Origin of the sequence: Luethyella okanaganae (genome assembly GCF_042660285.1) — a bacterium.
Classification (GTDB): domain Bacteria; phylum Actinomycetota; class Actinomycetes; order Actinomycetales; family Microbacteriaceae; genus Luethyella; species Luethyella okanaganae.
Genome location: NZ_JBHSTP010000004.1, coordinates 198994 through 222120 on the forward strand (window position 1 = coordinate 198994; position 23127 = coordinate 222120).

Genomic DNA, 23127 nt, shown 5'->3' on the forward strand with positions numbered 1-23127 from the left:
AAGCGCTAGACCAATCCGGCCCTGCGAGCGACCACTTGGACGATATTGTTCTCGACGGACAGGAAGCCGTCATCGGCGTTCGCGGTGATCTTCTCGCCGCCGGGAAGGGTTACGCGCACCTCGCCCCTGGCGAGAATCGCCAGGAGCGGTTCGTGACCTGGCAGAATGCCGATCTCGCCTTCGACGGTGCGAGCGACGAGCATCGTCGCCTCACCCGACCAGACCTCCTGATCGGCCGAGACGACGCTGACCAACAGCTGCGTCATGGCTAGCCGTTCTCCTTCTGGATCTGAGCCCACTTCTCTTCGACATCGGAGATCGATCCGACGTTGAAGAAGGCCTGCTCTGCCACGTGGTCGAACTCGCCCTTGGCGATCGCGTCGAACGACTCGATGGTGTCCTTGAGCGGAACTGTCGAGCCTTCGACACCGGTGAACTTCTTGGCCATGTAGGTGTTCTGTGAGAGGAACTGCTGGATGCGGCGGGCGCGCGACACCGTGATCTTGTCTTCCTCAGAGAGCTCGTCGACACCGAGGATGGCGATGATCTCCTGGAGTTCCTTGTTCTTCTGCAGGATCTGCTTGACCGTTGTGGCCACACGGTAGTGGTCCTCACCCAGGTAACGAGGGTCGAGGATACGCGAGGTCGAGGTCAGCGGGTCGACGGCCGGGTACAGGCCCTTCGACGCGATCTCGCGGGACAACTCGGTCGTGGCGTCCAGGTGGGCGAACGTCGTTGCCGGGGCCGGGTCGGTGTAGTCGTCGGCCGGCACGTAGATCGCCTGCAGCGAGGTGATGGAGTGACCGCGCGTCGAGGTGATGCGTTCCTGCAGGATCCCCATCTCGTCGGCGAGGTTCGGCTGATAGCCCACAGCGGAGGGCATGCGGCCGAGTAGAGTCGAGACCTCGGAACCGGCCTGTGTGAAGCGGAAGATGTTGTCGATGAAGAGCAGCACGTCCTGCTTCTGCACGTCGCGGAAGTACTCAGCCATCGTGAGCGCGGAGAGGGCGACGCGCAGACGCGTTCCCGGCGGCTCGTCCATCTGGCCGAACACGAGCGCGGTCTTGTCGAAGACGCCCGCCTCCTCCATCTCGTGGATGAGGTCGTTGCCCTCACGGGTGCGCTCGCCGACACCGGCGAACACCGAGACACCACCGTGATCCTGCGCGACACGCTGGATCATCTCCTGGATCAGAACGGTCTTGCCGACACCGGCACCGCCGAAGAGCCCGATCTTTCCACCCTGCACGTACGGGGTCAGGAGGTCGATGACCTTGATGCCGGTCTCGAACAGCTGCGTCTTCGACTCGAGCTGATCGAACGCCGGAGGCTTGCGGTGGATCGGCCAGCGCTCGGTGATCTCGAGCGTCTCGCCCGGCTCGCCGTTGAGCACCTCGCCGATGACGTTGAAGACCTTGCCCTTGGTGACGTCTCCGACAGGCACCGAGATCGGCGCGCCGGTGTCGGTCACCCCCTGGCCGCGAACCAGGCCGTCGGTTGGCTTGAGAGCGATCGCACGCACGACGTCGTCGCCGAGATGCTGGGCGACCTCGAGCGTCAGCACGGTCGACGAACCGCCGAGGGTGATCGTGGTCTGCAGCGCGTTGTAGATCGGGGGGATCGAGTCGTGGGGAAACTCGATGTCGACGACGGGGCCGGTCACGCGGGCGATCCGGCCGACAGCGCCCGCAGCGCTCTCAGCCTGGACTGGCGCGGTTGCAGTGTCAGTCATTGTTCTCTCTCTTCTGGGCTTGCTTCGTGAAGTTGGGGATCACTTGGCAGACGCCAAGGCGTCGGCGCCGCCGACGATCTCGGAAATCTGTTGGGTGATCTCGGACTGGCGCGCGTTGTTTGCGAGGCGCGTGTAGTCAGTGATGAGCTTGTCGGCGTTGTCGCTCGCCGACTTCATCGCCTTCTGAGTCGCCGCGTGCTTGGACGCCGCGGACTGCAGCATGGCGTTGAAGATCCGGCTCTCGATGTAGACGGGCAGAAGTGCGTCGAGCACCGTCTCGACATCCGGCTCGAACTCGTAGAGCGGCAGGATCGTCTTGTCGCCAAGCTCCTCGACGCCATCGACGACCTCGAGGGGAAGCAGCCGGACCACTTCGGGAACCTGGCTGATCATGCTGACGAAACGGTTGTAGACGATATGGATCTCGTCGACCCCGCCGTCCTCCGCGTTACGGAGGAAGGCCTCGAGCAGCGCGTCCCCGATCTCCTTCGCAGTCTCGAACTCCGGGGCATCCGTTCCTCCCGTCCATACCCGCTCCGAGGCACGGCGACGGAACGAGAAGTAGGCTGCGGCCTTGCGCCCGACCAGGAAGTAGACGACGTCCTTGCCCTGGCTGCGCAGCAGCTCGGCGAGCTGCTCGGCCTCACGCAGGACCTGAGAGTTGAATGCGCCGGCAAGTCCACGGTCCGAGGAGAAGATCAGGATCGCGGCCCGCTCGATCTTCTCAGGCTCGGTCGTGAGCACGTGGTCCACGTTCGAATAGGTGGCGACGGCCGAGACGGCGCGCGTGATGGCACGCGAGTACGGCGTGGATGCTGCGACCCGCGCCTGCGCCTTCTGGATGCGCGACGCGGAGATCAGCTCCATGGCACGAGTGATCTTCTTGGTCGTCTGGGCAGACTTGATCTTCTGCCGGTAGACCCGAAGTTGCGCTCCCATGTCTCTCCTGTGGTTCTTGTTCGGTCAGCGGATGGTCGAGGCGCCTCAGCGGCGGGCCTTGACGATCTTCTCCTGGTTGACGTCTTCCTCGGCGATGGCCTCGAACTGCTCCTTGCCCACCGACGCGAGCGGCTTGCCCTCGCCCGTCTGGAACTCGAGCTTGAACTTGTCCACCTCGGCCTCGAGGCTCGCAACCGTCTCATCCGAGAGCACATTGGTGTCGCGTAGCGTCGAGAGCACCTCGGTGTTGCGGCCCAGGTAGTCGAGAAGTTCGCGCTCGAAACGCAGGATGTCCTCGACAGGCACCTCATCGAGCTTGCCGTTCGTTCCCGCCCAGATCGAGACGACCTGGTCCTCGACCGGATACGGCGAGTACTGCGGCTGCTTGAGCAGCTCGGTGAGGCGGGCGCCACGGGCAAGCTGGCGACGGCTGGCCGCGTCGAGGTCGGAGGCGAACATGGCGAACGCCTCGAGCGAGCGGTACTGGGCGAGCTCGAGCTTGAGCGTTCCCGAGACCTTCTTGATGGATTTGACTTGGGCGTCGCCACCGACTCGCGAGACAGAGATGCCCACGTCGACCGCCGGACGCTGGTTGGCGTTGAAGAGGTCGGACTGGAGGAAGATCTGGCCGTCAGTGATCGAGATCACGTTGGTGGGAATATACGCTGAGACGTCGTTGGCCTTGGTCTCGATGATCGGCAGTCCCGTCATGGATCCGGCGCCGAGCTCGTCGGAGAGCTTCGCGCAACGCTCGAGCAGACGCGAGTGCAGGTAGAAGACGTCACCGGGATACGCCTCTCGTCCCGGCGGACGACGCAGCAGCAGCGAGACCGCACGGTAGGCCTCGGCCTGCTTCGACAGATCGTCGAAGATGATGAGCACGTGCTTGCCGCCATACATCCAGTGCTGTCCGATGGCCGATCCGGTGTAGGGGGCAAGGTATTTGAAGCCGGCGGGGTCAGAAGCGGGAGCGGCCACGATCGTGGTGTACTCCATGGCTCCGGCGTCTTCGAGCGCACCCTTGACCGAGGCGATGGTCGAGCCCTTCTGGCCGATGGCGACATAGATGCAGCGAACCTGCTTGTTGACGTCACCCGACTCCCAGTTGGCCTTCTGGTTGATGATGGTGTCGATCGCGATAGCGGTCTTGCCGGTCTGGCGGTCGCCGATGATGAGCTGGCGCTGGCCGCGGCCGATGGGGATCATCGCGTCGATGGCCTTGATGCCGGTCTGCAGCGGCTCGTGCACCGACTTGCGCTGCATGACGCCGGGCGCCTGGAGCTCGAGGGCGCGGCGGCCCTCCGAAGCGATCTCGCCGAGGCCGTCGATGGGGTTGCCGAGGGGGTCGACGACGCGGCCGAGGTAGCCGTCGCCGACGGGGACGGAGAGCACCTCACCCGTGCGGGTGACCTCCATGCCCTCTTCGACACCGGCGAACTCACCGAGCACGACGACACCGATCTGATCCTCGTCGAGGTTCTGGGCGAGGCCCAGGGTGCCATCGGCGAACCGAATGAGCTCGTTGGCCATGACGCCCGGGAGTCCCTCGACGTGAGCGATGCCGTCACCGGCGTCCGTCACCCGACCAACCTCGGTCGCGCCAGCCGCGCCGGGCTCGTAGGCCTTGACGAAGTCCTTGAGAGCGTCGCGGATCTCATCGGGACTGATTGTGAGTTCTGCCATCATCTTCCCTTTTCTGCACGGGGTGTACAGGTTCTGTCTTTTCGAGGCCTTACGGCGCCGAGGTTGTTACGATCCGGCCGACACGAGGTCAGCCGGCAAGCTGAAGTCTCAAATCGTTGATTCGAGTTGCAATGCTGCCGTCGATCACATCGTCTCCGATCTGAACACGGAGCCCGCCGATCACGGCGGGGTCGACGACCTGGTTGACGCGGAGCTCGCGGCCGTAGCTGGCGGCAAGTCCGCTGGCGAGACGCTCGAGCTGCTCCGGAGCGATCGGCGCGGCCGAGGTGACCGTAGCGATCGCGAAACCGGCCTGGTCGGCGACGACGTCGGCAGCGTGACGCAGGAGCTCTCCGATGCGACGGCCGCGTGGCTGCTGAACGAGGTGGCCGACGATCGAGACCGTCTGCGCGGAGGCTTTGCCACCGAGCAGGGAGTCGACGAGGGCGAGTTTGGCCGCGTTGCTGCCGAGCTTGCTGCCGATCGCGAGTTCGAGCTCGGCGTTCGACGACACGATGCCACCGAAGGAGAAGAGCTCGGATTCGATCGACACCCCGGCTGGCGCAGAGGCGGCGACGGTGCGAAGGCCGAGGTCCTCGATGCCGGCGAGCACATCGTCGTGGCTCGACCAGCGGGTCGATGCGACATCCTTGAGCAGCCCGAGCGCGACGGGGGTCACCGATCGGGCGAACACGGCGTCGACGAGAGCAGTCTTGGCAACCGCGTCCGCCCCGGGATCCGCGAGGGCGGCGAGAAGCTGCGACGACGATCCGATGGTTCGTCCGGCGGCGAAGAGCGCCTCACCGGTCGCCAGATCGACAGCCCCTCCGAGGGCGGTCAATGCTTTCCTCGCGGAGGCGAGCGCTTCTCTGGTCGCTGATCCCATGCGACTACTTCTTCCCTGCCGAAGGCTGCGCCTTCTCGGAGGCCTCGAGGTCTGCGAGGAAGCGGTCGACGATCGCGCTCGCCTTGGCATCGTCGGACAGGCTCTCACCGATCACACCGGAGGCGAGGTCGATCGCGAGCGTGCCGACCTCCGAGCGCAGCGACACGACTGCCGCTTGGCGTTCGGCCTCGATCTGCGTCTGCGCGTTGGCGGAGACCCGGGCAGCTTCGACGACCGCGGCCTCTTTCGCCTCGGCGACGATCTTCTTGCCGTCCTCGCGAGCCGCCTCGCGGATGCCGCCGGCTTCGGCGCGGGCGTCCGCGAGCTGGGCGGTGTACTGCTCGAGAGCGGCTTCGGCCTTGCGCTGAGCCTCGTCGGCCTTGGCGATGTTCCCCTCGATGGCCTCGGCACGCTCGTCGAGCAGCTTCTTGACCCTCGGCAGGACCTTCAGCCAGAAGAACACCAAGATGATGGCGAAGCATACAGCCGACCAGACGATGTCGTAGGGCTGGGGCAGGAACGGGTTGACCGTCTCAGCTGCGCGCAGGAGCATCGAGTGCATCCCTGCCTCCGTTTCGGTTGGAAAGTCTTACGGGAACGGGATGAAGGCGACGGCGATCGCGATGAACGCCAGCGCCTCGGTGAAGGCGATGCCGAGGAACATGAGACCGCTCAGGCGACCCTGCAGCTCGGGCTGACGCGCGACCGACTCGATGGTCTTGCCGACGACGAGGCCCACACCGATGGCGGAACCGATGGTTGCGAGACCGAAGGCGATCGGGGCGATGCTGCCGTTGACCTCGGCGAGGACTGATACTGGATCCATTGTTGGTTGATTCCTTTCGTGTTGATGAACTTGGCTGATGCCGCGTTCGTATTAGTGCTCGTCGACCAGCGCGAGCTGGATGTAGACGGCAGTGAGCAGGGTGAAGACATAGGCCTGGAGTACGGCGACCAGGAGCTCGAAGAGCGTGAAGGCGAAGCCGAAGGCGAATGTCCCGACGCTGAACAGACCCCACAGGCCGCCCATCGAGAACAGGAAGAACTGCGTCGCCGAGAAACAGAGCACGAGGAGCATGTGCCCGGCGATCATGTTCATGAGAAGTCGGAGCGCGAGCGTGATCGGCCGGAGGATGAAGGTCGAGATCAACTCGATCGGCGTGACCACGAGGTAGAGCGGCCACGGAACGCCGGACGGGAAGAGCGAGTTCTTGAAGAAGGCTCCGGGGTGCTTCTTGATGCCCGCATAGATGAACGCGACATACGAGATGAGCGCGAGCACGAGCGGCAGGCCGATGACCGCCGACCCGGCGATGTTGACGCCGGGGATGACGCCGGTGAGGTTCATCGTGACGATCGTGATGAACATCGCCGTCAGGATCGGCAGGAATCGGGTGCCGTCCTTCTTGCCGAGCGTGTCTTCCGCGATGTTCTTGCGAATGAACTCGAGCAGCATCTCGACGATGCTCTGCCCACGACCGGGGATGATCGACATCTTGCGGGTTCCGAGCCAGAACAGCAGGAGGATGAGGGCGAGGACCGCGATGCGGATGAGCATGATGCGGTTGATCTCGAACGGGGTCCCGGCGAACAGGATCGCCGGAGGGAAGAACTCGTCGAGTGAGGGCCCGTGGAAGCCACCATCATCGGTTGCGGACGGGACCAGCAGGTTCACAGCGGTAGCTAGCAGCGCTATCTCCTGTTTCGGGGCGTGGAGCTCGGCTCTCGCGACGACGAACGATGGAAGTGATGCCAGACGAAACCCGCGCCAAGCACAGGGGAAGTTGTGGAATCGCTGCTTACTCTAGCAAGACTTGCGGTCGCGACTCGAATCGAGGGGTGCATTGACCGATCTTCGATGCTATTTGCGTAACTCGGCCTCGCCGACATAGGGCACGCGGCCCTTGATGAACACGATCACATCGACCACGAGCGACCCGATAACGCCCGCGATGAGGCATACCGCGAGGATCGTCGGCTGCAGCCACGGCTGGTTACGCAGGGCCAGGACGAGCACGATGAACAGCACGAACTTCAGCAGCCAGGCACCCATGACGATTCCGAAATAGACGCCGACGAGATCCGGCGTGCTGGCATAGCGGTTGGCCGCGATGATCGTCACAGCGGTGACGCCCATGAGCAGGAGCGCGAGCCCCGCTCCGAGCAGAGCGCTCCAGACCCCGTTCGAGCCGGCGAGAAGACCTCCGACGACGGCGCCGAGCACCGCGATCACAGCGGCGACGATCCCGCCCCAGCCCAGGGTGGTGCGCAGCACACGGCTCGTGCTCGGGGTCTTGCTGCTCTGGCGGCCGGTCATGGGATCTCCTCGGCGATTTCCGACGCCTCGTCGAGAGGGTCGAATAGTGCGGACTCCGCGGCCTCGGGGGTATCGGCCTCGGTGGACTGGCTGGCCGCCTCCATCGCCTTGCGACGACCCAGCGGAGCGAGCGTGACCAGGGTGCAGACGAGCAGGCCGAAGACCAGGAAGATCGTCGCATACCACGCCGGAACGCTGAAGTAGGCGGGCAATACGAAATAGAGCAGACATCCGAAGGAGGCGACCGCCGTCCATCCGTAGAAGATGAGCACGGCGTGCAGGTGCGAATGTCCCATGTCGAGCAGACGGTGATGCAGATGCTTGCGATCGGCGCTGAACGGCGACTTGCCGGCGCGCAGACGGCGAACGACCGCGAGCCCGAAGTCGAGCAGAGGAATGAGCAGCACGGCGAACGGGAGGATGATCGGGATGAACGCCGGCAGCAGCTGCGAACGGCTGAGCGACGCAGGATCGATCTGCCCCGTCACGGCGATCGCGGCCGTCGCCATGAGCAGCCCGACGAGCAGGGCGCCTGCGTCGCCCATGAAGAGCTTCGCCGGATGCCAATTGAGCGGCAGGAAACCGAGGCAGGCTCCCACGATGAGCGCCGCGATGAGGGAGGCCAGGTTGAAATAGTTGCTCGGCGACGTCTGCTGCACGAGCAAGTAGGTGTAGAGGAAGAAGACCCCGTTCGCGATCAGCGCCACCCCGGCGACGAGCCCGTCGAGGCCGTCGATGAAGTTGATCGCGTTCATCACGAGCACGATCGCGAAGACGGTGATGAGAACCGACATCCAGGACGATCCCACGGTGATGCCGCCGATCGGAAGCGAGTAGATCTGCACGCCCTTCCAGGCGACGAGGCCGGCCGCGATGAACTGGCCGGCGAGCTTGGTCATCCAGTCGAGGTCCCAGATGTCGTCTGCGACGCCGATGAGCACGATGAGGAGGGCGGCGCCGAGGATCGCGAGAATCCGTTCCGGATCGTAGAACACGATGCGCAGCAGCGGGAACTGCGACGCCACGACGTAGGCGACCCCGAATGCGGCCAGGATGCCGATGAACATCGCGACGCCGCCGAGTCGTGGCGTCGGCCGAGTGTGCACGTCGCGCTCGCGGATCTTGGGGTAGAGCCTGTACCTATGGCTCAAGGCGTAGACGACGATCGAGAGACCGAAGGTGACGATGGCGGCGACGAGGGCGAGAACGACGAAGAGGGTCATTGCCTACTCGGCTTCGTCGGCGAGCAGTTCGCCCACGATGGAGCGGATGGCTTCTCGCGAGACGACGCCGGAACGCACGATGCGGAGTCTGCCTCCTGGCTCGCCGAGATCGGTGGCGTCGACGATGGTCGACGAGGAGTCGCCTGGACGCTCGCCGACGTCGTCGTAGTCAGCACCCGCCTTCCCGCCGTCGAGATACACGTCGGCACTATCACCGAGCATGTCTTCGGCCCCCCGCGCATCGAGAGCTGCGGGCTCCCCGGTGCGGTTCGCGGATGACACCGCGAGCGGACCGGTCTCGCTCAACAGTTCGAGGGCCACCGGGTTGCGCGGCATCCGCAGGGCGACCGTGCCCCTGGTCTCGCCGAGATCCCAGCTCAGAGAGGCCTGCGCATGCAGGATGACGGTGAGGCCGCCCGGCCAGAACGCCGCGACGAGGTCGCGCACCGCCTGCGGCACCTCGGCTGCGAGGGCGTCGAGGGTCGGAATCCCCGGAATGAGGACCGGAGGCGGAGACGTGCGCTCGCGTCCCTTCGCATCGAGCAGGCGCTGCACGGCTTCGGCGTTGAAGGCGTCGGCCGCGATGCCATAGACGGTGTCGGTGGGGATGACGACGAGCGCGCCCCGACCGATCGCCGCGCGCGCCAGCCTCATCCCGGCCATGAGTTCGGTGTCGACCGAGCAGTCGTAGATGCGTGGAGCCATTGGGCTCGATTCTAATGCAGCCGCCTTGACATACTGAGGCGGTGAGCTCCGACGTGTACTTCTTCGATTGCGACAAGACGCTCTACGCCTATGACTTCCGCAAACGGCTGCCTCGCCTGGCGGAGTTGACGGGTTCGAGCCAGTACCACCTTGCCAAGACCTGGTGGGAGGGTGGGCACGAGACGGCGGCCGAGGCCGGCGAGTACACCACGAGCGACGAATATCTCGCCGCGTTCGAGATCGTCACCGGCGTCGCACTGACGCTCGAGCAGTGGCAGCAGGCGCGCGCTACCGCAATGAGTCCCATCGAGGGCGCCATCGCCGTGCTTCGCCGGGCGGCGGAGCACGCGACGGTGTCACTGCTGTCGAACAATCCGATCATCTTCAGGGACTCACTGGCCGTGCTCGCCCCCGACATCTTCGAGGTCCTCGACGGCAACGACCTGGTCTCCGCCGTGCTGGGCGCACGTAAGCCGGAACTCCGGATCTACACCCGCGCGATGAGCAAGTTCGGGGTCGCGCCCGAGAACGCGATCCTCATCGACGACTCGGCGGCCAATGTGCGCGGCGCGCGGGAAGCGGGGATGCACGCCTTCCAGCTGGTGCGCACATCCGACGGGCACAACACGGGTGAGCTCGCCGACGCCGTCGAGGCGTTCGCGGCGCGATCCCGCTAGCGGCGGCCCGACTTCCTCCGGAACAGCCGTGCCGGGTCGGCAGGGCCGGGTCAGCGCAGGGCCGAGGTCGCGCGGTCACGCGAGGTGAGGTCCCGGTGGCCTGAGAGAGCACGCCAGCCGTCGGCCGTGAGCAGAGCAGCGATCTTCGCGGCCTGCAGCTCTCCATGCTCGATCACGAGCGTGCCGCCCGCACGAAGCAAGCGCAGTGCGGTGCGGGAGACGAGACGAACGACGTCGAGACCGTCCTCCCCGCCGTAGAGGGCGTGTTCCGGATCGAAGAGACGCACCTCTGGATCGCGCGGGGTCGCGCCGAGCGGAATGTAAGGAGGGTTCGAGATGACGACGCTCACACTGCCGTCGAGTTCGTGAAGGGCGTCGGCGAGGTCGGCGAAGACGAGAGTGGCGTTGCCGGTCCCGACCTTCCGAAAGTTGCGGGTCGTCCAAACGAAGGCCTCTGGCGAGTTCTCGACCGCGAAGACCCGGGCATGCGGCACCTCGCTCGCCAATGCGAGGGCGATGGCGCCGCTGCCCGTGCCGAGATCGACGCCGATCGGGGCCGGATCGGCCATGGCACGCAACGCATCGATCGCGATTTGCGCCACCTGCTCCGTCTCCGGCCGTGGCACGAAGACGCCCGGCCCGACAGCGAGTTCGAGAGAGCGGAACGGCGCACGCCCCGTGATGTGCTGCAGCGGTTCACGGGACGCACGACGTCGCACGAGCGCGTCGACGGCCGCCGCGTCCGCCGAGGGGATCGTCGCCTCCATGACGATCCGAGCCTGGAGCTCGCCACGACGCAATCCCGCGACGTGCCCGATCAGAAGCTCGGCGTCGACCTCGGGGTCGACGACCCCGGCCCGCGTCAGCGCATCGACAGCACGCTGACGCAGGACGCGCATCGGAACGACTTCGACATTCTGCGTCATATCCACATAGGGGAATGTAACGTATGCAGCTGTGCTGAGTAGGCTGGGTGGGTCTCCGTCTCCATTCCAGCTCCGTCTCAGCATGAAAGGCGCAAGCCATGGCAGCCCGAATATTCTCCACCATCGCAGACACCGTCGGCAACACTCCGCTCGTCCGTTTGAACCGTGTGACGAATGACGCTCCGGCGACCGTGCTCGCAAAGCTCGAGTTCTACAATCCGGCCGCCAGCGTCAAGGACCGCATCGGCGTCGCGATCATCGAGGCGGCCGAGGCGTCGGGGGCCCTTCAGCCCGGCGGCACCATCGTCGAGGGCACGAGCGGCAATACCGGCATAGCACTCGCCGTCGTCGGCGCGGCTCGTGGCTATTCGGTGATCCTCACCATGCCGGAGACCATGAGCAAGGAGCGTCGCGTGCTGCTGCGCGCCTACGGCGCCCAGATCGTGCTCACCCCGGGAAGCGAGGGCATGCGCGGCGCTGTCGCCAAAGCCGAGGAGATCGCGGCGGCGACACCGGGCGCGATCCTCGCCAGCCAGTTCTCCAACCAGGCCAACCCGGCCATCCATCGCAAGACGACCGCCGAGGAGATCTGGGCCGACACCGACGGGGCCGTCGACATCTTCGTCGCGGGGATCGGCACGGGCGGCACCATCACAGGCGTCGGCCAGGTGCTCAAGGAACGCAAACCGGGCGTGCAGGTCGTGGCCGTCGAGCCGCTCGACTCCCCTATCCTCACTGGAGGGCAGCCAGCCGGACACAAGATCCAGGGCATCGGTGCGAACTTCGTGCCCGAGGTGCTCGACACGAGCATCTATGACGAGGTGATCGATGTGGCGACACCGGACGCGATCGCGACAGCCCGCCGGCTCGCGTCCGACGAGGGCATCCTCGGCGGGATCTCATCCGGCGCGGCCGTCTGGGCAGCCGTCGAGGTCGCCAAGCGTCCCGAGAACGCAGGCAAGACGATCGTGGTGATCGTTCCGGACTTCGGCGAGCGGTACGTGAGCACGGTGCTCTACGAAGATCTACTCGACTAGCCCATGGGATTCTTCTCGGCGCTCCGGGAGGATGTCGCGACCGCGCGCGCACACGACCCGGCCGCGCGTGGGAACACCGAGGTCTTCCTCGCCTATTCCGGGCTGCACGCCGTCTGGGGACACCGGCTGGCACACGCGCTGTGGCGCCGAGGCATCCGCCTGCCCGCGCGTCTGCTCTCTCAGTTCACCCGTTTCCTGACCGGAATCGATATCCACCCTGGCGCGACGATCGGGCGCCGGCTGTTCATCGACCACGGGATGGGCGTCGTCATCGGCGAGACCGCGGTGCTCGGCGACGACGTCATGCTGTACCACGGCGTCACGCTCGGCGGAAAGAGCCGCCACGGATTCCACCGGGGCCAGAAGCGGCATCCGACCCTCGGGGACGGCGTCACCGTCGGAGCGGGGGCGAAAGTGCTCGGAGACGTGACGATCGGGGCGTGGAGCACGATCGGGGCGAACGCCGTCGTCACGAAGGACGCCCCACCGCGCTCTCTTCTGCTGGGGATTCCGGCGACCGTACGACCCATCGACGCCGGGACCACAGATGCCGCGCGCGGGGTGCACGACTGACGCACGACGCCGATGCGAGAACCACCCAGCTCCGAGGGTCGTCAACGATCGATGGCAGACTCGTCGGCGGAAGACTGTCCGACTCCGGGCGGACCGGCGCGACCAGCTCTGCGCAACTAGCTGCGCAACCAGCTCTGCATCACTAGCCCTGCACGACCAGCTCTGCGTAACTAGCCCTGCGCGACCAGCTCTGCGTAACTAGCCCTGCACGACCAGCTCTGTCGACTAGCTCTGATCGCCGAGGTCCGCGAGCCGTGCCTCCTCGTCAGCCTGGATGGCCGAGTCGATGATCGGGTCGAGTGCGCCGTTCATGACGGCGTCGAGGTTGTACGCCTTGTAACCCGTGCGGTGGTCGGCGATCCGATTCTCGGGGAAGTTGTAGGTGCGGATACGCTCAGAGCGGTCCATCGTGCGAATCTGGCTCTTGCGCGCGACGCTGTCGAGAGCGGCCTGCTCCTCTTGCTGGCGGGCGAGGATGCGAGCACGCAGCACGCGCATCGCCGCCTCGCGATTCTGTAGCTGGCTCTTCTCGTTCTGCATGGACACGACGATGCCCGTCGGCAGATGGGTGATGCGCACAGCGGAGTCCGTCGTGTTGACGGACTGACCGCCGGGGCCACTCGAACGGTAGACGTCGATCTTGAGGTCGTTCTGGTTGATCTCGACCTCCTCGGGCTCATCCACCTCGGGAAAGACGAGCACACCGGTCGTCGAGGTGTGGATACGGCCCTGTGACTCTGTCGCCGGAACGCGCTGCACGCGGTGCACGCCGCCCTCGTACTTGAGGTGCGCCCAAACGCCCTGTGAAGGGTCTGCCGCGTTCGACTTGATGGCGAGTTGCACATCCTTGTAGCCGCCGAGATCGCTCTCGGTGCGCTCAAGGAGCTCGGTCTTCCAGCCCTTCGACTCGGCGTAGTGGATGTACATGCGCAGCAGATCCGCCGCGAAGAGCGCGCTCTCGGCACCACCCTCGCCCCCCTTGATCTCCATGATCACGTCACGGCCGTCGTCGGGGTCGCGTGGGATGAGCAGACGGCGTAGCTTCTCCTGCGCGGTCGCCAACTGCTCCTCAATCAGCGGAATCTCCTCCGCGAAGGCGTCGTCCTCCCTGGCCAGCTCACGGGCCGCGACGAGATCGTCGCCGAGCTGCAACCAGGCTGAGTGCGCGGCCGCGATCTTGCTCAGCTCCGCGTACCGTCGGTTGATCTTCTTGGCTCGCGCGGCATCCGCGTGCACGGCCGGGTCGGCGAGTTGCTCCTGCAGATCGGCGTGCTCGGCGAGCAGCACCCGGACTGAGTCGAACATGGTTGCCTCCGTAGTTCCTTGTTCTCCTGCAACGCACGAACCCGTCTGGCTCCCGTCCAAAGCGCGAGGCGCGGGACAGGAGCCAAACGGGTTCGGTGACGGAGCTAGCGGTGATCGTTCTCGTGGCCGTGCGTGTGAGCAGTGCCGTGACCGTTGGTTCCGGCGACGGGCATCGTCTTCTGCACCTGCATGAGGAACTCGACGTTCGACTGGGTCTCTTTGAGGCGGCCCAGCACGGCCTCGAGCGCCTGCTGCTGCTCGAGTCCTGCGAGTGCACGGCGCAGCTTCCAAGTGATCTTGACCTCGTCGGCCGACATGAGCATCTCCTCACGACGGGTTCCGGAGGCGTTCACGTCGACGGCCGGGAAGATGCGCTTGTCGGCGAGTTGACGACTGAGGCGCAGTTCCATGTTGCCGGTGCCCTTGAACTCCTCGAAGATCACCTCATCCATCTTGGACCCTGTCTCGACCAGCGCTGAGGCGAGGATGGTGAGCGATCCACCGTTCTCAATGTTGCGGGCGGCGCCGAAGAAACGCTTCGGCGGGTAGAGCGCCGAAGCGTCGACACCGCCGGAGAGGATGCGGCCGGACGCCGGAGCGGCCAGATTGTACGCGCGTCCCAGGCGGGTGATCGAGTCCAGCAGCACGACGACGTCGTGACCGAGCTCGACGAGGCGCTTGGCACGCTCGATGGCGAGCTCGGCAACCGTCGTGTGATCCTCGGCGGGGCGGTCGAAGGTCGAGGCGATGACCTCGCCCTTCACCGTGCGCTGCATGTCAGTGACCTCTTCCGGGCGCTCGTCGACGAGCACGACCATGAGGTGGACCTCGGGATTGTTGACCGCGATGGCGTTGGCGATCTGCTGCATCACGATCGTCTTGCCCGCCTTGGGCGGTGCGACGATGAGGCCGCGCTGACCCTTGCCGATCGGGGCGACGAGATCGATGATGCGCTGCGTGAGCTTGGTCGACTCGGTCTCGAGACGCAGACGTTCCTGCGGGTAGAGTGGGGTGAGTTTCTGGAAGTCGACGCGAGTCGCGGCCTCGTCGACGGTCTGGCCGTTGATCGAGTCGACCTTGACGATTGCGTTGTATTTCTGCCGGCCGTTGCCGTCGCCCTCGCGCGGCTGACGGATAGAGCCGACGACAGCGTCGCCCTTGCGCAGGTTGTACTTCTTCACCTGACCGAGCGAGACGTAGACATCGCTCGGACCAGGGAGATAGCCGCTCGTACGCACGAAGGCGTAGTTGTCGAGCACGTCGAGGATGCCCGCGACGGGGATCAGCACGTCGTCGTCGGTGAGTTCCGGCTCGAACTCCTCGCCGGTCGCGCCGCGGCGCTTGCGGTCGCGGTAGCGGTTGCGACCGCCGCGTCCCTCGGCGTCGAGACGGTCTGCGTCGCGGCTGCTGTCACGAGGCCCGTCGCCGCGGTTCTCGGCCCGGTTGCCCTGATTGCCACCCTGGTTCTGGTTGCCACGCTGATTGCTCTGGCGGTTGTCGTCGTTCTGGCGCGCACCGTCGTTCTGGCGCGCACCGTCGTTCTGGCGCGCACCGTCGTTCTGGCGGTTGCCGTCGCCGGACTGCTCGGCATTCTGCCTGCCACCGCGATTGCGGTTGCGGTTGCGGCCCTGACGCGGCTCATCCGTCTGCCCGGCATTGTCGCCCTCTGAGGTTGCGACCTCCACCGCGGCTTCGGCGGCCGTCTCGGAGGGAGCGGCCTCCGCAGAGCCGAGCTTCACGTTCTTGCGACGGCTGTTGCGGCCGTTGCCGCGCTCGTGCTGCTCTCCGTGACGCACCGCAGCGTCGGTCTGCGCGTCGGCCTTGCTCGCCGCGACGGCGTCGAGCGCAGGGACAAGGCTGTCCAGCCCGGTTCCGCCGTCGACGTTGATATGCGCGGCGGCCGCGGTGCTCTCGGTGGTCGCGCGACGCGGGGCACGCTTGCGGATGGTCGGCACCGCGTTGGTCGGCACCGCGTTGGTCGGCACCGCGGTGGTCGGCACCGCGGTGGTCGGCACTGCGTTCGTCAGCGCCTCGGTCTCAACGACAGCAGTGGGAGTCTCGACCACGACAGCCTCCCGGGCGCTGCCGCGCTCGGTCGTCGTGTCGGGCTCGGTCGTGGCGTTCGACGAGAGCCCGGCGGGCTCCTCGATAGTTCCCGTTACGGCGGCTGCGCCGCCCCGGGTCTCGGAGATCGCCTCGACGAGTTCGCCTTTTCGGAGTTTTGCCGCACCGGGGATGCCGAGCTCGGCGGCAAGAGCTTGTAGCTCGGCGACGCGAAGGGCGTTGAGATCGGTGCGGGATGTCGCGCTGGAAGCGCGGACGTTGACATCAGTCACTGGGTAAGGGTCCTTCCCCCTGGTCATTCTTTGCTGTGCCAGGAGAGCTGATCGCTACGGCTTGTGCGCTGCGGGTATCAAAGGAGAGACGCGCAGATAACAGGTGGCGCGAGCGAAAGCAGTAGATTGCTGGAATGCACCGGGTTCGGATTCGCCTGTGGGCATCGTCTTCCGGGTGCGTTGAAAGCCTATCATCCTTCGCCGGGTGCTTCGAACACCGGCGGCTCGAGCGAGATACCGACGGCCCGACAGCCCGCTCGGTGCGTCTCTCACTCCCGCCCCGCCCCGTCTCTCACTCCCACCCCGCCCCGTCACCATAGTCCCCACCACCATAAAAGGGAGGCATTCAGCCGGAGCAGAGGCCTCAATGACGAAAAAGGTCCTCCCGCGCGTGCGAAGGCCTCCGCTCCGTGGACCGAGAATCCGTGAACCAAGAATCCGTGGACCGAGAATCCGTGGACCGAAAGAACGCCAGCGCGGGTGCGGTGGGCGTTCCCAGGCGTGCCGACGAGTGGGTGTCGACTCGCACACGAGCTGCAGTCGCGGCCAGACCTCGTCGAGACGACCGAGTACAGCCCGGGTGTGTCTCCCGACTCGATGCCGAAAGCGAGGCGTCGCGGACTCCAGCGGGATCACCCGCAGGATCGCGAGCAGCTCGGCGTGTCTCCCGACTCGGTGCCGAAGGCAAGCGGAACGGACTCCGGTGGGATGCAAGGCGGAAAAGCGACCCATAGCGAAGCTATCGACCCCGATGAACGCCGCAGACCACCGGAGTCCGCCCAGCACAGCCTGTGCCGAGTCGGGAGACACACCTAGTGGCTGCCGCCACGCGTGGTGCTCTCCACAGCTCCTTTGAAGTCGACGGCGAGCATAAGCGTCTGCCAGGGCGTCGTCGCGTTCTCCGCCACGAGTTTCGCCGCCGTGATGCGCTGACTGGGGTCGCTGGCCAGCACGAGCACAGAAGGACCGGCTCCTGACACCACCGCAGGGAGGCCATTCTCCCGCAGGAGGCGGATCAGACGGTCGGTCTCGGGCATAGCGGCGGCGCGGTAGCTCTGGTGGAGCTTATCCTCGGTCGCGGCGAGCAGGAGCTCGGGGCTTTGGATGAGGGCGGCGATGAGCAGCGCCGAGCGGGACACGTTGAATACGGCGTCCTCGTGCGGAACCGACTCCGGCTGCAGACTGCGTGCCAGCGCCGTCGACATCACATGCTCGGGCACGAAGACGACGGGTGATACACCGCGGTGCACCATGAGCTTCTTGTGCTGAGGGCCTTCCGGCGTCATCCAGGCGATGGTGAGACCGCCGAAGAGCGCCGGTGCCACGTTGTCGGGGTGCCCCTCCATGTCGGTCGCCAAGGCGAGCGCCTCGCCCTCGCTCATCTCAACGATGCCATCGAGCAAGCCACGAGCCGCCATGATGCCGGCCACGATAGCGGCGCCGGAGGAGCCCATGCCGCGTCCGTGCGGGATCGTGTTGTGCGCTTCGAGATGCAGGCCAGGAAGAGCATAGCCGTAGTGCTCGAAGGTGTGCGCGATCGCGCGAACGACGAGGTGCGACTCATCCGTCGGAACCTCACCTGCTCCGACACCGTACACCTCGACCGAGACGCCCGGGGCCGCGGATGCGGTGACGACGAGCTCGTCGTACTGCGCGAGCGCGAGACCGAGGGTGTCGAAGCCCGGTCCGAGGTTGGCCGTCGTCGCCGGCACTTTCACGGTCGCTCGGCGGCCATCGAGCTGCGCGCCGATGTCAGAGAACGTCGTCACGGCCTCGGTCATGCCCGTGCCAGTCCGAGCACGTCGGCGATGGCGGTGGTGTCTACCGGGACGACGATCGGCTGAACCTCGGAGCCGTCGGCGGTTCGGAGTGCCCACTGCGGGTCCTTGAGGCCATGGCCCGTGACCGTCAGGACGACCGTCGCGCCCGCCGGGATGGCGCCGGCGTCCGCTTGCTCGAGCAGTCCGGCGACGCTGATCGCCGACGCCGGCTCGACGAAGATGCCGACCTCGGCCGAGAGGATGCGGTGCGCCTCGAGGATGCGGGTGTCGTCGATCGCACCGAAGAAGCCGTCGCTCACCTCTCGCGCGTCGAGCGCGAACTCCCACGATGCCGGCTTGCCGATGCGGATGGCGCTCGCGATGGTGTCGGGGTTCTTCACGGGGTGGCCGAGCACGATCGGGGCAGATCCGGCGGCCTGGAAGCCGAACATGCGCGGCAGCTTCGTCGTCGCGCCGCGCTCGAGCTCCTCACTGTAGCCGCGGAAGTAGGCGGTGTAGTTGCCGGCATTGCCGACGGGAACGATATGGAAATCCGGCGCGTCCTCGAGCACCTCGACGATCTCGAACGCCGCCGTCTTCTGACCCTCGATGCGGTCGGGGTTGACCGAGTTGACGAGGTGTACCGGGTAGTTCGCGGCCAGGTCGCGTGCGATATCGAGGCAATCGTCGAAGTTGCCCTGCACCTGGAGCAGCTGCGCATTGTGCGCGACAGCCTGACTGAGCTTGCCCATGGCGATCTTGCCCTCGGGCACGAGCACGGCGGCGGTAATGCCGGCGTGGGTCGCATACGCGGCGGCGGACGCGGAGGTGTTGCCTGTCGAGGCGCAGATGACGGCCTTCGCGCCGTGCTCGACAGCCTTCGAGATCGCCATCGTCATGCCGCGGTCCTTGAAGGATCCCGTCGGGTTCATGCCCTCGAACTTGACCCATACCCGCGCGCCCGTGCGCGCGGAGAGCGCTGCGGCCGGGATGAGCGGGGTGCCCCCTTCGCCGAGGGTGATGACCGGGGTCGCATCAGAGACATTCAGACGGTCCGCGTATTCGCGCAGCACGCCGCGCCATTGCCGTGACTGCTTGGTGGGCTGGGCGTTCATTGGCGCTGTGCTCCTTCGACTCTCAAGACGGATGCGACCTTCGTCACAACTCGGTTCGACGCGAGCGCGTCGACGGTGGCCGCGAGCGCGGCCTCAGGGGCTTCATGGGTGCCGATTACCAGGGTAGCCGTGGCGGCGTCGCCACGAACGGACTGCTCGACCAGTTCGACCGAAACGCCATGCTCGGCGAAGACGCCGGCGATGGCGGCGAGCACACCCGGCTCGTCGGCGACCTCGAGGCTCACGGCATAGCGCGTGGTGATCGCACCGATCTCGAGCACGGGCAGCTCGGCATGGGTCGACTCGGCGAGGCCGGGACCGCCGACGACATGGCGCCGGCCGAGCGAGACGAGGTCTCCGAGCACAGCGGACGCCGTCTCGACCCCGCCGGCGCCGGCGCCGTAGAACATGAGGCTTCCGGCCGCTTCCGCCTCGACGAAGACGGCGTTGTTCGCCCCGTGCACGGCGGCGAGCGGGTGCGTGCGGCTGACCATAGCCGGATACACGCGAGCAGAGACGCCCTCCTCGCCCGTCTCGGGATCGGTGAGCCGTTCGCAGATAGCGAGCAGTTTGACGACGTAGCCGGCCTTGCGCGCCGACTCGATCTGCTCCTTCGTGACCGTCGTGATCCCCTCGCGGTACACGGCTTCGACCGGAACGCTCGTATGGAAGGCGAGGCTCGCGAGGATCGCGGCCTTCTGGGCGGCATCGTAGCCGCCGATATCGGCCGTCGGATCGGCTTCCGCATAGCCGAGGTCGGTCGCCGTCGCGAGCGCGTCCTCGAGACTCGTGCGCTCGGTGTCCATCCGGTCGAGGATGAAGTTGGTCGTGCCGTTCACGATGCCGAGGATGCGTCGCACCGTATCGCCCGCGAGGCTCTCGCGTAGCGGACGGATGATCGGGATCGCTCCGCCGACGGCGGCCTCGTAGTAGAGCTGAGCGCCGACCTGTTCCGCCGCGGCGAAGAGCTCGGGACCGTGGGTGGCGAGAAGCGCTTTGTTGGCGGTGACCACGTCCGCGCCGGAATTGATCGCCTGCAGGATGTAGCTGCGCGCGGGCTCGATGCCGCCCATGAGCTCGATGACGACATCGGCACCGAGGATGAGCTGCTCGGCGTCCGTCGTGAACAGTTCCCTGGGCAGGTCGACGCTACGCCGGGCGTCGACATCGCGCACGGCGATGCCAACGAGTTCGAGGGTCGCGCCGACACGGCGGGCGAGCTCCTCCTTCTCCTCGAGCAGCAGCCGCGCGACCTGGGCTCCGACGGAGCCACCACCCAGCAGTGCGACGCGCAGAGAACGGTAGGCGATCATCGGATGGTCTCCTGATTCGAAGGGATGTCGCGGTTCTGAGAGACGGAGGACTGAACGCCGATGTCGCGGGCGAGCAGATCCGCCTCGGTCTCGCCTCGCACGATGATACGGGCGTCGCCGTCGCGCACTGCGACGACGGGCGGCCGACAGAGATAGTTGTAATTGCTCGCGAGAGACCAGCAATACGCCCCCGTCGCTGCAAGCGCGAGCAGATCGCCGGGGGCGACGTCGGCCGGCAGGTAGTCGGCATCGACGACGATGTCTCCACTCTCGCAATGCTTGCCTGCGACCCGCACGAGACGGGGGGGCCGCGTGGAGCGACGGTTGGCGATGCGCGCCGTGTAATCGGCGCCGTAGAGCGCCGGGCGGGCGTTGTCGCTCATGCCGCCGTCTACGCTCACGTAGAGACGGGTGGTGTCGACGTCCTCGCCTGCCGCCGATTCGGGAGCGACGGCTGCCTCGGGAACCGACACCTCTTTCGTCGTGCCAACCTCGTAGAGCGTGATACCGCCCGGCCCGATGATCGACCGGCCGGGCTCGATGGCGATATGCGGCAATGGAATGCCGAGGCGCGCGCACTCCGCCGCGACGGCGGCGGCCATCTCTGCCGCGAGCACGGCGATCGGAGTCGGCCGGTCGTCCGAGGTATAGGCGATGCCGAAGCCACCGCCGAGGTTGAGCTCGGGAACGAGACCGCCCTCGAGCAGCAACGCGTGGACGGCGAGCACTCGGGCCGCGGACTCGGCGAAGCCGGCGGCATCGAAGATCTGTGAGCCGATATGGCAGTGCAGTCCGAGGAACCGCAGGCCGGTGCGCGAGCGGATGTCGGCGACGAGATCGGGAGTCTGCTCGAGCGCAACCCCGAACTTCTGGTCCTCGTGCGCCGTCGCGAGGAACTCGTGCGTGTGGGCATGCACCCCGCTGTTGACGCGCAGGCGGACATCCTGCACCCGTCCGGCCCGCGCGGCGGCACTCGCTACCCGCTCGATCTCGATCGCGCTGTCGAGAACGATCGTTCCGATGCCGAGCGTCACGGCCCGTTCGATCTCGGCCACCGACTTGTTGTTGCCGTGGAAGCCGAGCAGCGCAGGATCGGCCCCGGCGGCGACCACGACCGCGAGCTCACCGCCGCTGCAGACATCGATGCGCAGGCCAGCGTCGAGCATCCAGCGGACGACCTCGGTGGAGAGGAAGGCCTTTCCGGCGTAGTACACGGTCACGCCGGCGCCGACGGCACCGAACGCGGTCTCGAACGCCTCACGCACGGAACGGGCCCGGCAACGGGCATCCGCCTCGTCGTAGACATAGAGGGGGGTTCCGAACCGTGCGGCCAGGGCTGAGGCGGCGACCCCGGCGACGATGACCTCTCCGGCGTCGTCACGGGCGGCGTTCATCGGCCACACGGCTGGATCGAGGGCGTTCGGGTCGGCGGGCACGCTCAACCACTCGGGGGCGAGTGCGTAGATAGCCACGGGTGAGAACCTCACGAGAAGAAGCGAGTGGGAGTCACACTGAGTGGCGAGCGAACCCGGATTGGTCCCTGAAGCCAGCAAACAGAGGTCGCCGCAGACGGCGGGGCGAAGTACCGAAATTCTAGCGAGAACTCCGATGCGACCACGAATCGGTTACGGAGCACACGACCCCATGGTGCGCAATGCCTGCTCGGACAGGACGAGCGAATCGGAGCGAAGGGTGATCGTCGCCGTGCCCGGCGCGATGTCGACGCCGGTCACGTCGACGCCCTGCGGCAGGTATCGCGCCGTGCACACCGAGATCGGCCGGGAACCGATGATACCGGACAGCAGGCCGCCGACGTCGATGGCGCCACCCCCGGCGGAGAGCTGCGCGCTCGTCGGCGTGACGAGCACCCGGTCGCCGGCCGCTTCTGCGACGGCGGTCACGGTGTAGCCGACCTCGACGCCGAGAAAGCCGAGCATCCTGTCGTAGCGGAGTTCTCCATCTCCGAGCACGATGGCCGAGGCCGCGTCCGGCAGCGCGACGAGTCGATTGACCGCGTCCTGGCCGACGGTGATCGTTCCGGTCGCCAGGCCGACGGCCGCACCCGTGTCGGTCGGCACACCCTCCGCCACGAGGTGCGCCGCCAGCGGCACACCGTCGACGGACACGTTCGGGGCATCGAGTTCGATGCGTTCGAAGACACCGGAGAGATACTGCGCGATGACGGATGCCCCGCCGATAGTGACCCCAACGTTGGCCTCGACGTTCGCGGGCAGACGGTCGTCGATCTCTTGCGCGATGCGGTCCTGCGCCACATTACGCAGAACGGCGTCGGCGATGAAGAGCCCCGCCAGCAGCACGACGACCACGACCACGAGAACCGAGACGACGCGGATCCATCGGCGTCCCGCACGGGGCGCTGGAACGATCGCGCGGTCTCGGGCCGAGACCGCGCCGAGCTCGGCGTCACCCGACGCATCGTGACCCGTCGCATCGTGACCCGATGCATCGTGACCCGATGCCGGAACGAGCACCTCCGTCTCCCCGTTCCGCAGCGCATCGTCGGCAGCTTCTGCACCCAGGGCGCCCCGTCCGAGCTCCTCTCCGTCGTAGGGTCTGGTCGGCTGCTCATCGGACATGCG

General features: G+C 66.4%; 22 protein-coding genes. 3 read left to right on the forward strand and 19 right to left on the reverse strand.

The genetic code is table 11. The features are described from left to right. Nucleotides 1–5: 5 nt before the first annotated feature. The 11 genes from ACFQB0_RS14885 to ACFQB0_RS14935 all read right to left on the reverse strand — a co-directional run bounded on the left by ACFQB0_RS14885 (nt 6) and on the right by ACFQB0_RS14935 (nt 9485). Nucleotides 6–266 carry a F0F1 ATP synthase subunit epsilon gene (locus ACFQB0_RS14885; RefSeq protein ID WP_386733165.1) on the reverse strand — a complete coding sequence of 87 codons (261 nt, stop codon included), beginning with the start codon at nt 264–266 and terminating at the stop codon, nt 6–8. Nucleotides 267–268: 2 nt separating this feature from the next. After that, nucleotides 269–1732, reverse strand: coding sequence for a F0F1 ATP synthase subunit beta (gene atpD / locus ACFQB0_RS14890; protein WP_386733167.1), 1464 nt, complete (start codon nt 1730–1732; stop codon nt 269–271). A gap of 39 nt (nt 1733–1771) precedes the next feature. Next, the gene (locus ACFQB0_RS14895; protein ID WP_386733169.1) at nt 1772–2671 is read right to left on the reverse strand and encodes a F0F1 ATP synthase subunit gamma; all 900 of its coding nucleotides are present in this window, start codon (nt 2669–2671) and stop codon (nt 1772–1774) included. A 45-nt stretch (nt 2672–2716) separates the two neighbouring features. Continuing rightward, complete coding sequence (gene atpA, locus ACFQB0_RS14900) at nt 2717–4354, reverse strand: F0F1 ATP synthase subunit alpha (RefSeq protein ID WP_386733171.1); 1638 nt, start codon at nt 4352–4354, stop codon at nt 2717–2719. 88 nt (nt 4355–4442) lie between these two features. Then, nucleotides 4443–5240: a F0F1 ATP synthase subunit delta gene (locus ACFQB0_RS14905; RefSeq protein WP_386733173.1), complete on the reverse strand. Its 798-nt coding sequence runs from the start codon at nt 5238–5240 to the stop codon at nt 4443–4445. 4 nt (nt 5241–5244) lie between these two features. Next, entirely contained in the window at nt 5245–5802 is a 558-nt protein-coding gene (locus tag ACFQB0_RS14910) for a F0F1 ATP synthase subunit B (protein ID WP_386733175.1), read from the reverse strand. 27 nt (nt 5803–5829) lie between these two features. Next, nucleotides 5830–6066, reverse strand: coding sequence for an ATP synthase F0 subunit C (gene atpE / locus ACFQB0_RS14915; RefSeq protein WP_386733177.1), 237 nt, complete (start codon nt 6064–6066; stop codon nt 5830–5832). A gap of 51 nt (nt 6067–6117) precedes the next feature. After that, complete coding sequence (gene atpB / locus ACFQB0_RS14920; RefSeq protein WP_386733179.1) at nt 6118–6915, reverse strand: F0F1 ATP synthase subunit A; 798 nt, start codon at nt 6913–6915, stop codon at nt 6118–6120. Nucleotides 6916–7101: 186 nt separating this feature from the next. Further along, nucleotides 7102–7557, reverse strand: a complete 456-nt coding sequence (locus tag ACFQB0_RS14925; protein WP_386733181.1) for a hypothetical protein — start codon at nt 7555–7557, stop codon at nt 7102–7104. Then, a complete protein-coding gene (locus tag ACFQB0_RS14930; protein WP_386733183.1) occupies nt 7554–8780 on the reverse strand; it encodes an MraY family glycosyltransferase in 1227 nt (408 codons plus the stop codon). Before ACFQB0_RS14930 ends, ACFQB0_RS14925 begins: the two co-directional genes overlap by 4 nt. 3 nt (nt 8781–8783) lie before the next feature. After that, nucleotides 8784–9485 (reverse strand): L-threonylcarbamoyladenylate synthase, encoded by a 702-nt coding sequence (locus ACFQB0_RS14935; RefSeq protein WP_386733185.1) that lies wholly within the window; start codon nt 9483–9485, stop codon nt 8784–8786. Nucleotides 9486–9526: 41 nt separating this feature from the next. Here ACFQB0_RS14935 and ACFQB0_RS14940 point away from each other — a divergent pair, with 41 nt between their 5' ends. Continuing rightward, nucleotides 9527–10162 (forward strand): HAD-IA family hydrolase, encoded by a 636-nt coding sequence (locus ACFQB0_RS14940; protein WP_386733188.1) that lies wholly within the window; start codon nt 9527–9529, stop codon nt 10160–10162. Nucleotides 10163–10212: 50 nt separating this feature from the next. Here the strand turns inward: ACFQB0_RS14940 and prmC are convergent, their stop codons facing one another. After that, entirely contained in the window at nt 10213–11088 is an 876-nt protein-coding gene (gene prmC / locus ACFQB0_RS14945) for a peptide chain release factor N(5)-glutamine methyltransferase (RefSeq protein ID WP_386733190.1), read from the reverse strand. A 98-nt stretch (nt 11089–11186) separates the two neighbouring features. On the opposite strand from prmC, the gene cysK reads away from it, so the two are divergent. After that, a complete protein-coding gene (gene cysK, locus ACFQB0_RS14950; RefSeq protein WP_386733192.1) occupies nt 11187–12125 on the forward strand; it encodes a cysteine synthase A in 939 nt (312 codons plus the stop codon). Between the two features lie 3 nt (nt 12126–12128). Further along, the gene (gene epsC, locus ACFQB0_RS14955; protein ID WP_386733194.1) at nt 12129–12698 is read left to right on the forward strand and encodes a serine O-acetyltransferase EpsC; all 570 of its coding nucleotides are present in this window, start codon (nt 12129–12131) and stop codon (nt 12696–12698) included. A gap of 225 nt (nt 12699–12923) precedes the next feature. Here epsC and prfA read toward each other — a convergent pair whose 3' ends face one another. The 7 genes from prfA to ACFQB0_RS14990 all read right to left on the reverse strand — a co-directional run bounded on the left by prfA (nt 12924) and on the right by ACFQB0_RS14990 (nt 23124). Next, nucleotides 12924–14003, reverse strand: coding sequence for a peptide chain release factor 1 (prfA, locus tag ACFQB0_RS14960; RefSeq protein WP_386733196.1), 1080 nt, complete (start codon nt 14001–14003; stop codon nt 12924–12926). 104 nt (nt 14004–14107) lie between these two features. Next, entirely contained in the window at nt 14108–16339 is a 2232-nt protein-coding gene (gene rho, locus ACFQB0_RS14965) for a transcription termination factor Rho (protein ID WP_449280271.1), read from the reverse strand. A gap of 812 nt (nt 16340–17151) precedes the next feature. Continuing rightward, nucleotides 17152–18120: a homoserine kinase gene (gene thrB, locus ACFQB0_RS14970; RefSeq protein WP_386733200.1), complete on the reverse strand. Its 969-nt coding sequence runs from the start codon at nt 18118–18120 to the stop codon at nt 17152–17154. Next, nucleotides 18117–19214 carry a threonine synthase gene (thrC, locus tag ACFQB0_RS14975; protein ID WP_386733202.1) on the reverse strand — a complete coding sequence of 366 codons (1098 nt, stop codon included), beginning with the start codon at nt 19212–19214 and terminating at the stop codon, nt 18117–18119. The genes thrB and thrC overlap by 4 nt, the downstream gene beginning before the upstream one ends. Next, nucleotides 19211–20527, reverse strand: coding sequence for a homoserine dehydrogenase (locus ACFQB0_RS14980; RefSeq protein WP_386733204.1), 1317 nt, complete (start codon nt 20525–20527; stop codon nt 19211–19213). The genes thrC and ACFQB0_RS14980 overlap by 4 nt, the downstream gene beginning before the upstream one ends. Next, nucleotides 20524–21999: a diaminopimelate decarboxylase gene (gene lysA, locus ACFQB0_RS14985; protein WP_386733206.1), complete on the reverse strand. Its 1476-nt coding sequence runs from the start codon at nt 21997–21999 to the stop codon at nt 20524–20526. Before lysA ends, ACFQB0_RS14980 begins: the two co-directional genes overlap by 4 nt. Before the next feature lie 153 nt (nt 22000–22152). Next, complete coding sequence (locus ACFQB0_RS14990) at nt 22153–23124, reverse strand: LmeA family phospholipid-binding protein (RefSeq protein ID WP_386733208.1); 972 nt, start codon at nt 23122–23124, stop codon at nt 22153–22155. Between the last annotated feature and the right edge of the window lie 3 nt (nt 23125–23127).

Bases quoted from the DNA above. Each gene is read 5' to 3' on its own strand.
- ACFQB0_RS14930 (WP_386733183.1), bottom strand. From the start codon at position 8,780: ATGACCCTCTTCGTCGTTCTCGCCCTCGTCGCCGCCATCGTCACCTTC.
- thrC (WP_386733202.1), bottom strand. From the start codon at position 19,214: ATGAACGCCCAGCCCACCAAGCAGTCACGGCAATGGCGCGGCGTGCTG.
- prmC (WP_386733190.1), bottom strand. From the start codon at position 11,088: ATGACGCAGAATGTCGAAGTCGTTCCGATGCGCGTCCTGCGTCAGCGT.
- prfA (WP_386733196.1), bottom strand. From the start codon at position 14,003: ATGTTCGACTCAGTCCGGGTGCTGCTCGCCGAGCACGCCGATCTGCAG.
- ACFQB0_RS14895 (WP_386733169.1), bottom strand. From the start codon at position 2,671: ATGGGAGCGCAACTTCGGGTCTACCGGCAGAAGATCAAGTCTGCCCAG.
- cysK (WP_386733192.1), top strand. From the start codon at position 11,187: ATGGCAGCCCGAATATTCTCCACCATCGCAGACACCGTCGGCAACACT.
- ACFQB0_RS14935 (WP_386733185.1), bottom strand. From the start codon at position 9,485: ATGGCTCCACGCATCTACGACTGCTCGGTCGACACCGAACTCATGGCC.
- ACFQB0_RS14990 (WP_386733208.1), bottom strand. From the start codon at position 23,124: ATGTCCGATGAGCAGCCGACCAGACCCTACGACGGAGAGGAGCTCGGA.
- ACFQB0_RS14910 (WP_386733175.1), bottom strand. From the start codon at position 5,802: ATGCACTCGATGCTCCTGCGCGCAGCTGAGACGGTCAACCCGTTCCTG.
- ACFQB0_RS14905 (WP_386733173.1), bottom strand. From the start codon at position 5,240: ATGGGATCAGCGACCAGAGAAGCGCTCGCCTCCGCGAGGAAAGCATTG.
- atpA (WP_386733171.1), bottom strand. From the start codon at position 4,354: ATGGCAGAACTCACAATCAGTCCCGATGAGATCCGCGACGCTCTCAAG.
- ACFQB0_RS14925 (WP_386733181.1), bottom strand. From the start codon at position 7,557: ATGACCGGCCGCCAGAGCAGCAAGACCCCGAGCACGAGCCGTGTGCTG.
- ACFQB0_RS14980 (WP_386733204.1), bottom strand. From the start codon at position 20,527: ATGATCGCCTACCGTTCTCTGCGCGTCGCACTGCTGGGTGGTGGCTCC.
- atpE (WP_386733177.1), bottom strand. From the start codon at position 6,066: ATGGATCCAGTATCAGTCCTCGCCGAGGTCAACGGCAGCATCGCCCCG.
- epsC (WP_386733194.1), top strand. From the start codon at position 12,129: ATGGGATTCTTCTCGGCGCTCCGGGAGGATGTCGCGACCGCGCGCGCA.
- thrB (WP_386733200.1), bottom strand. From the start codon at position 18,120: ATGACCGAGGCCGTGACGACGTTCTCTGACATCGGCGCGCAGCTCGAT.
- atpD (WP_386733167.1), bottom strand. From the start codon at position 1,732: ATGACTGACACTGCAACCGCGCCAGTCCAGGCTGAGAGCGCTGCGGGC.
- ACFQB0_RS14885 (WP_386733165.1), bottom strand. From the start codon at position 266: ATGACGCAGCTGTTGGTCAGCGTCGTCTCGGCCGATCAGGAGGTCTGG.